The following is a 13962-nucleotide window of genomic DNA, read 5'->3' as shown; positions in this document are numbered from 1 at the left end:
CCCTAAATGACCGGCATGACTATGCCCCAGATCACCGACCGCGCCGCCTTGATGCGCAACCGCGCCCGCGCTTTGCCCGATGCGTTGTTCCTGCAAGAGCACGCCGCCGATGAAATTCAAGAGAGACTGATCGAGGTTAATAGAACCTTTACGTCCGTCGCGATTGTCACCGGTTTCCCCGATTTTTGGCGCGCGCGTTACCCTGATGCGACGATTGTACCGGATGAAGACACGCTTGATCTGAAACCACAGGCGTATGATCTGATCCTGCACACCATGTGCCTGCATTGGGCGAATGATCCGGTCGGCCAGCTGGTGCAGGCGCGCCATGCGTTGAAGCCTGATGGATTGTTGCTCTGCACATTCCTCGGCGGGCAAACCCTGCATGAGTTGCGCATGTCATTGGCCGAGGCCGAGGTGGCTATCACTGGGGGCCTCTCGCCGAGAGTTGCACCGATGGGCGAAATTCGTGATTTGGGCGGGCTGTTGCAACGGGCCGGCTTTGCCTTGCCTGTCGCCGACGGCACACCGCTGACCGCAAGCTATGTGAACGCCTTCCACCTGATGCATGATCTGCGCAAGATGGGCGAAAACAATGCGCTGACGGGCAGGATCAAACACCCGACACGGCGCAATGTCCTGACCGAGGCCGCCTGTATTTACGCCGATAATTTCCGCAATGCCGAGAATCGCGTCGATGCCACTTTTGAGCTCATCACGCTCACAGGATGGGCACCGGCCGAGAGCCAACCGCAACCATTGCGCCCCGGTAGCGCGAAAACGCGCCTTGCGGATGCGCTAAACACAAAAGAAACGCCTTTAAACAGGTCCAATGATTGACGCGGCGCGTATCCCATTTAACTACCAGCGAAATAACGTTACCTAAGGGCCCATGAAAATGTTTGATGCACAGAACCAGGCCGAAGAGCGCCCCGCCGTATGCCCCGTACATGCGCAACCCGATCATCCGGCGGTGAAACCGGCCCGTGTTGGCATCTTGCTGGCAAATCTCGGGACACCTGACGCGACCGATTATTGGTCCATGCGGCGGTACCTGAATGAATTTCTGTCCGACAAACGCGTCGTGGATTATTCCGCGTGGATCTGGCAACCGCTCTTGCAGTTGGTCATCCTGACCAAGCGCCCGTTTTCGTCAGGCGCGGCGTATAAATCAATCTGGAACGAAGAAGACAACGAAAGTCCGCTTCTGACCATTACCAAGAAACAAACCGCTGCGATCAAGGCGCAGATGGTTGAACGCTATGGCGATGACGTCCGCGTTGATTTCTGCATGCGTTACGGCAATCCTTCGACCAAATCGAAGGTGCGTGAAATGGTCGATGCAGGATGTACCAAGATCCTGTTTTTCCCGCTTTATCCACATTACGCCGGTGCGACGTCAGCGACGGCAAACGACCAATTCTTCCGCGCCCTGATGGACGAAAAATGGCAGCCTGTGGCGCGTGTCGTTGAGCCTTACTTCAACGAACCAGCCTATATCGAGGCTTTGGCGCAATCCATCGAACGCGCCTATGCGGAAGCAGAAACAAAGCCCGAAAAACTGGTGTGTTCGTACCACGGCGTTCCGGAACGTTACCTGCGCGAGGGCGACCCTTATCACTGCCAATGCCAGAAAACAACGCGCTTGCTAAAGGAACGTCTGGGCTGGGATGACACGCAGATCGTCACGACATTCCAATCGCGTTTCGGTCCCGAAGAATGGTTGAAACCCTATACGGTTGAAGAGGTTGCGCGCCTTGCAGAAGAGGACGGCGTAAAAAACATCGCCGTTTGTGCCCCTGCTTTCTCAGCTGACTGCATCGAGACTCTGGAAGAGATCAACGAAGAGATCAAAGAAAGCTTTGAAGAAGCGGGCGGCGAGCACTTTACCTATATTCCATGCCTCAATGATGATCCCGCGCATATTGATGCACTCTCGGGCGTGATTGAGAAAAATCTCAAGGGCTGGTTGGGCTAAACGCCAAGGATGAAAATCGACCTATCTCATGGCGGTGCGACGGTTGATGCCCATGATCTTGGGCCACTCCTTGGTCTGGATCCTTCTGAAGTACCTGCAAAAATGCGGGCAGGAGAGATCACAAGCCGTTCCGAACAAGGCATCGACGAGGATGCCGGGCGCGTCCGCCTGACATTTTGGTATAAAAGCCAGCGCGTTCGGCTGATTTGCGACGCGGACGGGACCGTACTGAAGACAACAAGAATCAACGCCACATCCTGATTTCAGCAGCTGCCAAAACATCGTCTGCTATCGCAATTATCTGCAACCTCGAGCGACCCTAGATGAAGAATCATCCCCTTATTGGTTCAAAAGACTGCATTTTGCGCAAGTTGTGCCATATTTCTATGGGCTGCCGCCGCAAAGGAAACATAATTCCGTGACATAAAATAGTCGTAAAAGTGTTTGTTTGGAGCGTGCCACCTGTATAGCACGACGAGTGAGAATTATGACTGCAGCACACCAGCCAATCCAAGGTGACGCACCACAGGAAAGAAGCGAAGCTCTTCCTGACGGCACTCCCCTGTTGGGCGATCAGTTTACGATCGAAAGAGCGCTGAGCAATGGTGGGTTCGGTATAACCTATTTGGCGAGAGACAACTATCTTGATCGCCGCGTCGTTATCAAAGAATGCTACCCCGAAGTTTTTTGTATGCGCGAAGGCAAGAAGGTCGTTGTACGATCTGACCAGCACAAGGCAAAGTACCGTACCATCGTCAAGATGTTCATGCGCGAAGCGCGCAGCATCGCAAAGATGCGTCACCCCAATATCGTGGGCGTCCACCGCATCTTTGAGGACAACCAGACCGCATATATGGTTCTTGATCTGATTCATGGCCGCGATTTGCTGAGCATTGTGAATGACAAGAACAAGCCTTTGCCACCGGCGCAGATCAAGGAAATCCTGATCAAGGTTCTGGATGCGGTTGATCTGGTGCACCAGAATGACCTGCTGCACCGTGATATTTCACCTGACAACATCCTGTTGGACAAATGGGGAAGCCCGTTCCTGATTGATTTTGGGGCTGCGCGCGAGGAAGCCAGCCGTGAAACACGTGCTGTGTCATCCGTATTGATCGTGAAAGATGGCTATTCCCCGCAGGAATTCTACTTTGCAGGCGGTAAGCAAGGCCCCAGCAGTGACCTTTATGCGCTGGGCGCTACATTCTATCACCTGATCAGCGGTGTTGCCCCGCCAAACAGCCAAACCCGCATGGCCGAATTTGCTGGCAAAAACCCTGATCCATGTGAACCGCTTGCCGGGCGCTTCCCTGAATATGATCGCGCTTTTCTCGAAGCAATCGACAAGGCCATGCAGATCTTGCCGAAGGCACGGATCCAGTCAGCACGGGAATGGCTGAACATTATCAACAAAGAAGGCCAGCGAGTAAAACCGCTAAAGGTGAATCCCCGCTTTGACCTCAACAAGACTCTGACACGGTTGGTGTCCGAGACAAATGAATACGTCCTGAATTCGGAGCCACGCATACCCAAGTCACAACCGCTCGAGCTCAAGCCAGCAGTAGAGAAACCGGTAAAGGCACCGGGCTGGGTTCAGGAATTCAACCAAGAAACAGGAAAAGCACCTCAGGCGGGGATTAGCAATCTCGTCGATACGGTCGAAGAGCAGCGCGCGGTGGAAAAAACAGTAGCAGAACTTGAAGCCCGCAAAGCGGCACGATTGGCTGCCGAAGCACGCAAGAAAAAGTGGTGGCGTCTGGGTTTTTAATAATCTTGTCCGCCGAACACATAGGACCTACCGATCAAAAAAGGGCGCATCTGGTGAGGCGCCCTTTTTCTATTTGGATAAACGCTATCGTCGGCGTCAAATGAGCAAAACCTGCGTACCAACACGACTTAGCGCATACAGTTCCGCAATCTGTTCGTTATAAAGACCAACGCACCCGTTCGATGACCGGCGGCCAATCTTGCGTGTGTCGTGGGTGCCGTGAATGCGGTAGTACTGCCAAGACAGGTGCAAGGCATGCGTACCAAGGGGGTTAGCAGGACCCGGACCAATGAAATCAGGCCACTCAGGGTTACGCAGCTTCATGGATGGCGTTGGCGCCCAGCTTGGACCTTCCACTTTGCGTGTAATCTCGGTCCGGCCCGTCCGTGTTAGCTCATCGGACAGCGGAACACTTGTCGGATAAAGCTTATAAATCGCCTCATCTTCGGACCAGAAATGCAAAGCCCGCGACTGCAGATCGACAAGAATCGCGCCGTTGTTCAGATTGCTGAAATACGGTTGCCAATCCAAAGACCGGAAACTTGCAATATTCCGTTGAACACCCTGCGAGATATCAGCCTCGATTTCAGTACTATTGGCCGTCTGCGCAACTGCCCCTGTGCCGACCATCGCTGCCGAAGCGGCCAGAAATCCGCGACGCGAGAATGAATTTGTCATTTTGGCCCTCCTCAAAGGATCACTTTTCTTATCACCGCTAGATAATGCGTCTGGCATAGCATCGCAATTCAAACAAATGTCATTCCCGCCGATCTGTGTGGATGTGGGTTTGAAGTGTCACGCCAATCAAGCTAAAGGTTGAGAAACCCAAAAAGGACGAGCGGTCTAATGTTGCGACGCGAAATGGTGATGGGACTGGTAGCAGTCGGACTTGCGGCCTGTAGTGCTCCGAGCAACAGAGCGCTTGGGCCGGATGGTCTCCCATTGCCGACAGCATATGTTATCCGTCCTGGCGACGAAGCCGCAATCCAATTCCGGATGCTGGACAGTGTCAACGCGTTGCGGCGCACCGCAGGCGTCCCGCTAGTCGAACTCGATGCACGGCTGAATGCCGCCGCCGCCACGCACTCACGCGATATGGCCGTACAAAACCGGCCCTGGCTTTTTGGATCTGATGGTTCGAGCCCGCTGGAACGGGCGCGCCGCGTGGGTTTCCCGGGGCGGCTTTTGGGCGAGAATATCTCGGAGTCGTTTGAATCCGAACTGCAGACACTTGGTGCGTGGATGGCGCAACCCGATACACGCGCCGTAATCCTTGATCCTGACGCACGTTTTATGGGCTTTGCGTGGTTCCAAGAGGAATCAGCCAAGCTTTGGTGGACCTTGAACATGGGAAGCGACCCAAGCGTCAGACAGCCAATCGCCGGCTTCAGCTTTTAAGCGTAGATGTAGATCAGCGTGCCTGTATCGACCATGGCATAGACCTCTTCCATCTCTTCGTTGGTCACCGCAATGCAACCCCACGTCCAATCCGGTGTGCCGACCCATTTTTGGGGCGTGCCATGGATAAAGATATCACCCCCCGGATCCACACCATTGGCCTTCGCATAGGCAAGGTCGTTGGCATCAGGATAAGAGATCCCCAAAGAAAGGTGGAAGCGGCTGTTGGGGTTGCGCCGGTCAATCCGGTAGCCACCTTCGGGTGTTCGGCCGTCACCTTCTTGGGTCTTGTGACCAATCGGGTCAAAACCCAGATCAATTTTGTAAGATTTCAAAAGGGTGCGGTTGTTCAGCAACTGCATCTCGCGCCGTTCTTTCAGCACCTGAATGCGCGTTACCTCGGGTCCGGAGTAAACCGTTGGTTGGCTTGCACATCCGGCGAACCCGAAAGCGGCCGAACCCGCTATCATCGAACGTCTTGAAATCATATCTCTGCCCAATCACTACGGTCTACGCCGTTTAACCTAGAATATATGATCAAGACGTTTCGGAAAAGAGATTGTTGAACGATTACATTCATTTCCGCGTGAATGATGCAACAACCTCTACATGCGGTGACCAGCGGAACTGATCCACGACCTGTACCCAAGGCATCGTAAACCCTGCATCAATGAGCAATTTGGCATCGCGGGCGAATGTCACAGGGTTACAGGATACCATTGCAATGGTCTTGATGTCTGAGTCTGCCAGCGTAGCGATCTGGGCCTCGGCCCCTGCGCGTGGTGGATCAATCACAGCAGCATCAAAGTGGCGCAGCTCATCCGCCTCGAGCGGACGGCGGAACAAATCGCGGGTTTCTGTCGTGACACGACGCAACTGATGTCCTGTCCGCCAGCCCCGATCAAGTGCGGCCAGCATCGCAGCTTCGCTCTCAACTGCGTGCAGCTCTGCGCGTTTTGAAAGCGGAAGGGTGAACGTGCCGCAGCCTGCAAAAAGGTCGATGATGCGGGCCGCACCTACAGTGATTTCGTCAACTGCGGCAAGTAACGCGGCCTCACCATGTTTCGTTGCCTGCAAAAACGCACCGGGCGGCGGCACAACGCCTGTCCCACCAAAATCCTGCATCGGCGGGTTAATCGTGACGACAGGTTCGTCGTTCCACACCAACCGTGACAGACCGAACTGGTTCGCCAGCGAAGCCAGTTCCACGCGCAACTGCGGCGTCAGCTCTTTCTCGGTCCCGATCAAAATATCAGGGCCAAGAACCGCTTCGGTCACAGTCAGGTCGATTTCGCCTTTGCGCGAACAGGCCAGAACGGTCAAAGCCTCAAGCGCGGGAAAACTGGCCAGCAATGCCGGTGTGACCAGTTGGCAATCTGTCACCTGCACGAGGTTATCCGACGCGCGGGTGTGAAACCCGACCATCGCACCTTTTTTCGTGCGCCGCCCCGAGAATTTCGCCCGCCTGCGCGACTGTGCGGGTGACGTCGCGATTTCGCGGAACGCTGGGTCCAGCCCGCGGGCATGGACGGCTTTGACAACGATATCTTGTTTCCACGCGGCAACAAACGCATCAGTGGCATGTTGCATCGCGCAACCACCACAGGTCTTGAAATGACGGCAGGGGGCAGCGACCCGATCCACGGAAGGCGTCACAATCCGCAAAGTACCATCTTGCGCGACATCCACCTCTTCACCCGGCAGGACACGCGGCAGCAAGGATTGCCCGTCAGAGGCGCGCCCCATGCCAAGGTGGGTCAGGCTTTCAATTGTCAGCATTTATTCCGCCGCATCTTTCACATTGATGAACCCACCGGACTGGCGATTCCAATAGCGCGCATAAAGCCCGCCTTGGGCCAAAAGCACATCATGCGTTCCTTCTTCGACAATGCGACCTGCGTCAAGCACGACGATCCGGTCCATCCGCGCCAAGGTGGACAAGCGGTGTGCGATCGCAATAACGGTCTTTCGATCCATAATAGAGTCTAACGCTGACTGAATCGATGCTTCAACCTCGGAATCAAGCGCGCTTGTCGCCTCGTCCAACACCAGAATTGGTGCGTCTTTCAGGATTGCGCGCGCGATGGCAATGCGCTGGCGTTGACCGCCCGAGAGCTTAACCCCGCGTTCCCCCAAATGCGCATCATAGCCGGTGCGCCCTTTATGGTCTTTCAGCGTCAGGATGAAATCATGCGCCTCGGCCTGCTTTGCTGCCGCTTCAATTTCGTCCTGCGTCGCATCGGGTTTTCCGTATTTGATATTATCGCGGGCTGAGCGGTTAAACATCGCTGTTTCCTGCGTGACCATCGCGATCTGGCGACGCAGACTTTCTTGGGTCACGTCACGCACATCGGTGCCATCAATCGCAATCCTGCCTGCCTCGGCATCATAAAGCCGCAGCAACAATGCGACCAAAGTTGATTTGCCTGCACCCGATGCGCCAACCAACCCAAGCTTTTCTCCCGGCGCTACATTGAGAGACACGCCATCCAACCCACCGGGGCCGCCGCCGTAGGTAAATGACACATCCTCCAGCGCAATCGCGCCCTTGTGCGCAGTCAATTCAATCGCGTTTTCAGCATCAGTCAGCGTATGTGCAGGGCTGAGCGTGATCATCGCATCTTCGACCTCGCCCACATTTGCGTACATGCCCATTAAGGTGAAACTGACCCAACCGGTCATCTGCGCAAGCCGTAGCGATATCGCACCGGCGGCGGCGATATCACCGGCCGAAGCAGTGCCTAAGCTCCAGAAATAGAGTGTCATGCCGACCAGAATGACAGGCAAAAGACCGCCCAGCGCCATCAGCCAAAAGCGGAAGGATGCGGACATCCAGCCATAGCGCACAGCAGTGCCCCAGTAATTCTCCATCGCGTCAATCGCCGCGCGGTCTTCATGGGCGTCATGCGCAAACAGTTTGACGGTCTTGATATTGGTAATCGTGTCAACGACCTGCCCCGTTACCATCGCCCTCGTAGCGGCACGTGCTTTCGATCGTGCACGGATGCGCGGCATGAAAAAGCGGATCAGCCAGATATAGGACACTGCCCAGATGGCCAGCAGGAGCGCAGAACGCGCATCAATTGTGAACAAAAGGATGATCGAGGCGACCAAAGACGCTAAAGCAAAGGCCACCGTATGGATCATATCAACGATCAGGTCGGTCGTCGCACGCGCCGCTTGCATCTGTTTTTGTGCAATGCGTCCGGCAAAATCATCATCAAAGAACGTCACCGACTGGCCAATCGAATGGCGGTGCAAGCGTGACAGGATCAGATTGCCCAATGACGGGCCAACGACCACCGCCTGCATTACACCAGAGATACCAAGGATAACGGGGCGCAAAACGACGAAGAATGCGGTCACGCCCATCAACAGGATCACGTTTTCCGTAAAATACCCCTCGCCCGATGAGTTGAGCGCGGCATCAATGACCCACCCCAGCATGAGCGCCGTTGCTACCTCAAGCGTGCCTGCCAAAGCAGACACTAATCCAGCCCAAAGCGTGATTTTTGTGCTGCCTTTCAGGCACCACCGCAAGAACGCCATCAGCGTCTGCGGCGGCGGGCCCTCGGCGGGTTCAAAGGGGTCGATCCAGCGTTCTGGGGTCATTTTATTTCCTGTCCGCCACGTCCCAGAAAGCCCCCTGATTGGCGCGCCCAGAACCGTGCGTATTGTCCATTTGCCGCCAGCAACGCGTCATGCGTGCCGTCTTCGATGATACGCCCCTGATCCATCACGATAATCCGGTCCATCTGGGCAATCGTCGACAAACGGTGTGCGATGGCGATGACGGTCTTGCCTTCCATCATACCATAGAGTGTCTGCTGAATGGCGGCTTCGACCTCACTATCTAGTGCGCTCGTCGCTTCGTCCAAGAGCAGGATGGGCGCGTCCTTCAGAATAACCCGTGCAAGGCTGATCCTCTGTCGCTGTCCACCCGAAAGTTTCACACCGCGTTCACCGACACGGGCATCATATCCCGTATTCCCTTCGTTGTCTTGCAGACCAAGAATGAAATCATGAGCTTCGGCCTTTTGGGCGGCAGTAATCATAGCCTCTTCAGTGGCGGCGGGATTGCCATAAAGGATATTCTCGCGCACCGAGCGATGCAAAAGCGCACTATCCTGTTGCACCATGCCGATGGCGCTGCGCAGGCTGTCCTGCGTGGCGGATTTGATGTCCTGCCCGTCGATCAGGATCTGGCCCTGCTCCACGTCGTAGAACCGCAGCAGCAGCTTCACGAGCGTGGATTTTCCGGCACCGGATTGCCCGACAAGACCGACCTTTTCACCCGCAGCAATGGACAGGTTCACATGATCCAGACCGCCGGTTTTCTTGCCATAGTGATGCGACAGATTGCGGACCTCGACTGCGCCGGCCCGAATATCCAATACCTTGGCATCCGGTTGATCCACCAAAGTCACAGGTTGCGCGATCGTCAGCATCCCCTCCTTCACCACGCCCAGTTCGCGGAAAAAATCTGTCATCGCCCAAATGATCCAGCCCGACATCGAATTCAGGCGCAGCGCAAGCGAGGTTGCGACAGCCACCACACCAACCGACGCCATCCCCTGCATCCAGAGCCAGATGGACCAGCCAACGACCCCCACAACCAATACGCCATTCAGCAGCATCAAACCCGCGTCCATCAGCGTATAGAGCCGCATTTCGATCTGGAAGGTCCGGCGCGCTTCCTCGATTGCTTCTTTGGCGTAATCAATTTCGCGGTCGTGGTGGGCGAACATCTTGACGGCGTGAATGTTGGTGTAGCTATCCACAACCCGCCCCGTTACCGCACTGCGCGCATTCGACGCCGCCTCAGAGGCAGGTGTAATGCGGCGGATGACCCAGTGAAGCAGGAAGAGATAGGGCACAAGCCAGAGCATCAACGGCAGCAACAGCCGCAAATCCGCCTGCCCCAGCAAAACGGCCGCGCCAATGATATAGGCCACGGCAAAGGTCAGCGCATCGAACAGTTGAAACACGACAGACCCCGCAGCAGGGGGCGTTTGCATGATGCGGTTCGCAATCCGGCCTGCGAAATCATCCTCGAACCAGCCCACAGATTGCCGCAAGACATGGCGGTGCGCCCGCCAACGGACCAACGTGCCAAAATTCGGCAGGATCGTGTTGTTCAGCAGCAGGATCTGCAGCATGTGAAAGGCGGGACGGATCGTGAGGATCAGGAATGCGACCAGCAGGAATTCACCGCCACTTTCGGCCCACACCTGCGCAGGTGTGCCACCGCCAAGGATATCAACAAGGCGGCCAAGATAGCTCAGCAGCCAGATTTCGATCATCGCGATGATGATGGCGGAAATACCTGTGACCCAGAACACCTTTTTGAACGGCTCTGCGTAGGCGCGCAGAAACGGGTAAAGCCGCTTGGGCGGCGTGTCGTTCTCCTTGTAGGGCACATAGGGATCGACAAGACCTTCGAACCAACGAAACACGGGGCCTGCCTTTCTGAGTTAGACCCCCGCTATAGCAAAGCTTATCTCAGAGAAAAAGAAGGACCGAAAAACCCGCCAAAGCCAGCGCCATAACGCGCATGAAGATACGCCAGGCAGCAGGGTTTTTCAGCAGATAAGCCAGCAAACTGCCAGCGACCGCCCAAAAAATGCAGACGCCAAGGTTAAGCGAGGAGAACGTTGTTGCCAAGGTCAGCGCCTGCTGCATAGGCGCCAGTGTCGCGACATAAGCGGTGGCGCTGAGCGCAACAGCCCAGACCTTGGGGTTCACCCATTGAAACAGGATCGCCTGAAGGAAGGTAAAAGGCCTGTCCCACTCACGCCGTTTCACCGGATCAGCACGCCACAGGTTATAGGCCATCCACAGGATCCAAAGACCCGCGATGATCTTCAACACTCCACCAAGCGCAGGGTGCGTGGTGATCAACGCCCCGATACCGATTCCGGTGACAGCAGCGATAATGCCAACACCCAAAGCCACACCGATGATATGCGGCAGAGTGCGTTGAAACCCGAAACGCGCGCCGGAGGTTGTGATCAAGATCACATTCGGCCCCGGCGAGAAAAGGCCGAAGAAAACAAAACCGATGAGAGGCAGAAACTCAGCCAAGCAGGTCTGCTTTCGTGAGGGTAAAGCCCGAGGCGATCCACCGCGCCTCGGCGTCTTGCAGGGCCTTGCCCAGCGCGGGACCGGAAACCACAGGCATCAGATCCGCGGCCTTGAGGGGGAATACTTGGTTTGCCGCATGGGTGATCGCCGCAAGAGCGGTGCCGGCGATTGGCTGTCCCAATGATGCGGATTGCACCAGTAAGGCATCCCTGCCCGCGGCTTCACCGTGGCGATAAGCGGTTTCAACCGGCGACAGACCGGCGATGATGTGACCCAACGCGCGGGATTGGGCGTTAGACAGGCGCAGGGCCTGCGCGGGCTGCCCACCAATCACCGCCAAACGGCGCAAGCAGTCTGGCGCAATACCAAATGACTGTTCCAGATGCACAAGCACGGCCAGTGCCCCGCTTTCTGCACCAGGCAAGACCTGCGCCAAGGCCCCGGTAGAGGCCATCGCAGCCAAGGCCGGTGCAGGATCAGGCGCGCCAAGCAGTTTCAGCATCTCGGCGGTGATGCGCTCTACGGAAAGCGATTGTAGGCCCTCGATGTTGGCGGCACAGGCAGCCAGTCCATCGCGGTCAGGGCCTTCGCTCACATCCCCATACCACGCGTAAAACCTGAAAAACCGCAAGATGCGCAGGTAGTCTTCTTTGATCCGCTGATCGGCATCTTCGATAAACCGCACACGGCGCGCGATAAGATCGGGCAAACCATCCAAAGGGTCGGTAATCTGGCCATCAGGGGCGGCATAGAGCGCATTCATGGTGAAATCGCGACGCCGCGCATCATCCTTGATGTTATCGGAAAAGGCGACAGCAGCGCGGCGGCCGTCGGTGGCGACATCGCGGCGAAACGTCGTGATCTCGAACGGGGTGTCGTTGACAACCAAAGTGACTGTCCCGTGGTCGATCCCTGTGGGAATGGCCTTGATCCGTGCTTTTTTGGCCAAAGTCATCACGGTTTGCGGTAAGGCATCTGTCGAAAGATCAAGATCCGCCACAGGTGCACCCAACAGTTCATTGCGGACACATCCCCCCACAAACCACGCCTGATGGCCCGCGTCAGTCAGCAAGGCGCAGACCTTTTGCGCAGCCTCATCGTGCAACCATGATGCGGAAATGCGCGTCATGTCATCCGCTCGGCAAAGGCGCGCAAGATACGCGCGGTCGCACCCCAGATATAATAGGGGCCGAAAGGTACGGTGTAATAGAGCCTGCGGCGACCTTGCCAGCGCCGGCCCTCGATCAGGTAGTTTCGCGGGTCAATGAGATGCGCCAGAGGGACCTCGAAGATCTCGCTCACTTCGCCCTGCTCCGGCACAGGATCATAGTGCCCGTCAATGAGGCCAACAACCGGGGTCACCTGATACCCCGTGACGGTCTGATGCGGAGGCAGTTCACCCAGAACATCGACAATCACAGGGGGCAGACCAATCTCCTCGCGCGCTTCGCGCAGGGCGGCATCAGTAAGCGTGGCGTCAGTCGGGTCTTGTTTGCCGCCAGGAAAGGCAATCTGACCGGGATGATGTTTCAGCCGCGCCGAGCGCTTCGTTAGAATAACAGTCTCTGTTTCCGCGCGAATTCCGATCAGAACGGCCGCAGGCGTGAGCACCGCATCGGGTTTTTTCACATCAGCGTTCAGGTCAAAATCAGAAGACGCGCTGCCCGCTTGTGCAAGCGCGTCTTCCAGTCTTTTACGTAGATCAGGCACCGGTATCCGTGGCTTCAAACCCCAGCGTTTCAGGTTTGAAGGTATAATGCGCGCCGCAGAACTGGCAGTCCGCTGTTACGGTGCCTTCTTCGGTTGTCATGGTGCCGATATCCTTGGCCGAATAGATCGACAGGCTTTGGCGGACTGCATCTTCGGAACAGCTACAGCCGAATTTAACAGGCTGGGCATCATAGACACGCGGCTGTTCCTCGTGGAACAAACGCACAAGCAGGTCCGTGGGCGCAACGCTTGGGCCGATCAGCTCAATCTCGTCTACCGTATCCAACAGCACATTGGCACGAATCCAGTTTTCGCCCTCTTCGGCATCCAAGATATCAGTTGCGTCCAGCAGGCCATCTTCGCCCGATCCGCCTTCACCGGTCACATGGGGTGACGCCTTGGGCATATGCTGCAACATCACGCCACCCGCACGCCAATGGGTTCCTTCACCGGGCAGTTGCGACAGACCATGGGTCAGTTGAAAGCGCGTCGGCAGTTGTTCGGATTGCGCAAAATAGGTTTCGGCACAGGCCGAAAGTGAGCCACCAGCAATCGGTGTGATCCCCTGATAGGGGGCCATATCCTGACCCTGATCAATCAGGATTGCAAAATACCCTTTGCCGATCTGGCTGAACGGATCAGCCGTCTGATCCAGTGTTTCCGCATCATAGGACGCATAGGCACGGATACGCGCAGGGGCGCCGTCCTCGGTCGGGCCGTAGTAATCGGTCGCGATCAAACGGGCGGGGCCATCGCCGCGCACCTGCAACGACAGCTTCCACCGCAGTTTCATGGTTTGACCGATCAAAGCGGTCAGCAAAGCCATCTCGGCCACCAGACCTTCGATCATGGCAGGGTAGTTATGTTGCTTGAGAACCTGTTCCAAGACACCATCAAGCCGCGCCACCCGTCCACGGATGTCGGAGGCGTCAAGTTGGAATGGCAGGACGGTGTCGTCCCAGGCGATTTTGGTGCCGAGGCTCATGGTCTTTCCTAACAGGTTTCTGGATGGCATACCGCGCCT

The 13962-nt window shown here is 56.3% G+C and carries 14 protein-coding genes; 5 read left to right on the top strand and 9 right to left on the bottom strand.

Annotated features, from left to right (window positions below):
• Positions 1–6 precede the first annotated feature (6 nt).
• The 4 genes from B0B09_RS13020 to B0B09_RS13005 all read left to right on the top strand — a co-directional run bounded on the left by B0B09_RS13020 (position 7) and on the right by B0B09_RS13005 (position 3746).
• Positions 7–840, top strand: a complete 834-nt coding sequence (locus B0B09_RS13020) for a methyltransferase domain-containing protein (protein WP_375342223.1) — start codon at positions 7–9, stop codon at positions 838–840.
• Positions 841–892: 52 nt separating this feature from the next.
• The gene (hemH, locus tag B0B09_RS13015; RefSeq protein ID WP_076660392.1) at positions 893–1978 is read left to right on the top strand and encodes a ferrochelatase; all 1086 of its coding nucleotides are present in this window, start codon (positions 893–895) and stop codon (positions 1976–1978) included.
• A gap of 9 nt (positions 1979–1987) precedes the next feature.
• Positions 1988–2239 carry a DUF6522 family protein gene (locus tag B0B09_RS13010; protein ID WP_076660390.1) on the top strand — a complete coding sequence of 84 codons (252 nt, stop codon included), beginning with the start codon at positions 1988–1990 and terminating at the stop codon, positions 2237–2239.
• Positions 2240–2465: 226 nt separating this feature from the next.
• A complete protein-coding gene (locus tag B0B09_RS13005) occupies positions 2466–3746 on the top strand; it encodes a serine/threonine protein kinase (RefSeq protein WP_076660388.1) in 1281 nt (426 codons plus the stop codon).
• Positions 3747–3842: 96 nt separating this feature from the next.
• Here the strand turns inward: B0B09_RS13005 and B0B09_RS13000 are convergent, their stop codons facing one another.
• Positions 3843–4424 (bottom strand): L,D-transpeptidase, encoded by a 582-nt coding sequence (locus B0B09_RS13000; RefSeq protein ID WP_076660386.1) that lies wholly within the window; start codon positions 4422–4424, stop codon positions 3843–3845.
• 168 nt (positions 4425–4592) lie between these two features.
• Here B0B09_RS13000 and dalA point away from each other — a divergent pair, with 168 nt between their 5' ends.
• Positions 4593–5144: a divisome-associated lipoprotein DalA gene (dalA, locus tag B0B09_RS12995; RefSeq protein ID WP_076660385.1), complete on the top strand. Its 552-nt coding sequence runs from the start codon at positions 4593–4595 to the stop codon at positions 5142–5144.
• Here dalA and B0B09_RS12990 read toward each other — a convergent pair.
• The 8 genes from B0B09_RS12990 to hslO all read right to left on the bottom strand — a co-directional run bounded on the left by B0B09_RS12990 (position 5141) and on the right by hslO (position 13923).
• Positions 5141–5614 (bottom strand): L,D-transpeptidase family protein, encoded by a 474-nt coding sequence (locus B0B09_RS12990; protein WP_076660383.1) that lies wholly within the window; start codon positions 5612–5614, stop codon positions 5141–5143. The genes dalA and B0B09_RS12990 overlap by 4 nt on opposite strands.
• A gap of 106 nt (positions 5615–5720) precedes the next feature.
• The gene (locus B0B09_RS12985) at positions 5721–6923 is read right to left on the bottom strand and encodes a class I SAM-dependent RNA methyltransferase (protein WP_076660381.1); all 1203 of its coding nucleotides are present in this window, start codon (positions 6921–6923) and stop codon (positions 5721–5723) included.
• On the bottom strand, positions 6924–8756 hold the full coding sequence (locus B0B09_RS12980; protein WP_076660379.1) for an ABC transporter ATP-binding protein: 1833 nt from the start codon (positions 8754–8756) through the stop codon (positions 6924–6926). It abuts the gene before it with no gap.
• A complete protein-coding gene (locus B0B09_RS12975; protein WP_076660377.1) occupies positions 8753–10600 on the bottom strand; it encodes an ABC transporter ATP-binding protein in 1848 nt (615 codons plus the stop codon). The genes B0B09_RS12980 and B0B09_RS12975 overlap by 4 nt, the downstream gene beginning before the upstream one ends.
• A 46-nt stretch (positions 10601–10646) precedes the next feature.
• Positions 10647–11228, bottom strand: coding sequence for a LysE family translocator (locus B0B09_RS12970; protein ID WP_076660375.1), 582 nt, complete (start codon positions 11226–11228; stop codon positions 10647–10649).
• On the bottom strand, positions 11221–12357 hold the full coding sequence (locus B0B09_RS12965; RefSeq protein ID WP_076660373.1) for a CCA tRNA nucleotidyltransferase: 1137 nt from the start codon (positions 12355–12357) through the stop codon (positions 11221–11223). Before B0B09_RS12965 ends, B0B09_RS12970 begins: the two co-directional genes overlap by 8 nt.
• Entirely contained in the window at positions 12354–12938 is a 585-nt protein-coding gene (locus B0B09_RS12960; RefSeq protein WP_076660370.1) for a CoA pyrophosphatase, read from the bottom strand. The genes B0B09_RS12965 and B0B09_RS12960 overlap by 4 nt, the downstream gene beginning before the upstream one ends.
• A complete protein-coding gene (gene hslO / locus B0B09_RS12955; RefSeq protein ID WP_055295291.1) occupies positions 12931–13923 on the bottom strand; it encodes an Hsp33 family molecular chaperone HslO in 993 nt (330 codons plus the stop codon). The genes B0B09_RS12960 and hslO overlap by 8 nt, the downstream gene beginning before the upstream one ends.
• Positions 13924–13962 lie beyond the last annotated feature (39 nt).

This window comes from Yoonia rosea (assembly GCF_900156505.1).
Classification (GTDB): domain Bacteria; phylum Pseudomonadota; class Alphaproteobacteria; order Rhodobacterales; family Rhodobacteraceae; genus Yoonia; species Yoonia rosea.
The sequence above is the reverse complement of the archived record's forward strand: the minus strand, read 5'-3'. Positions and strand labels throughout refer to the sequence as shown.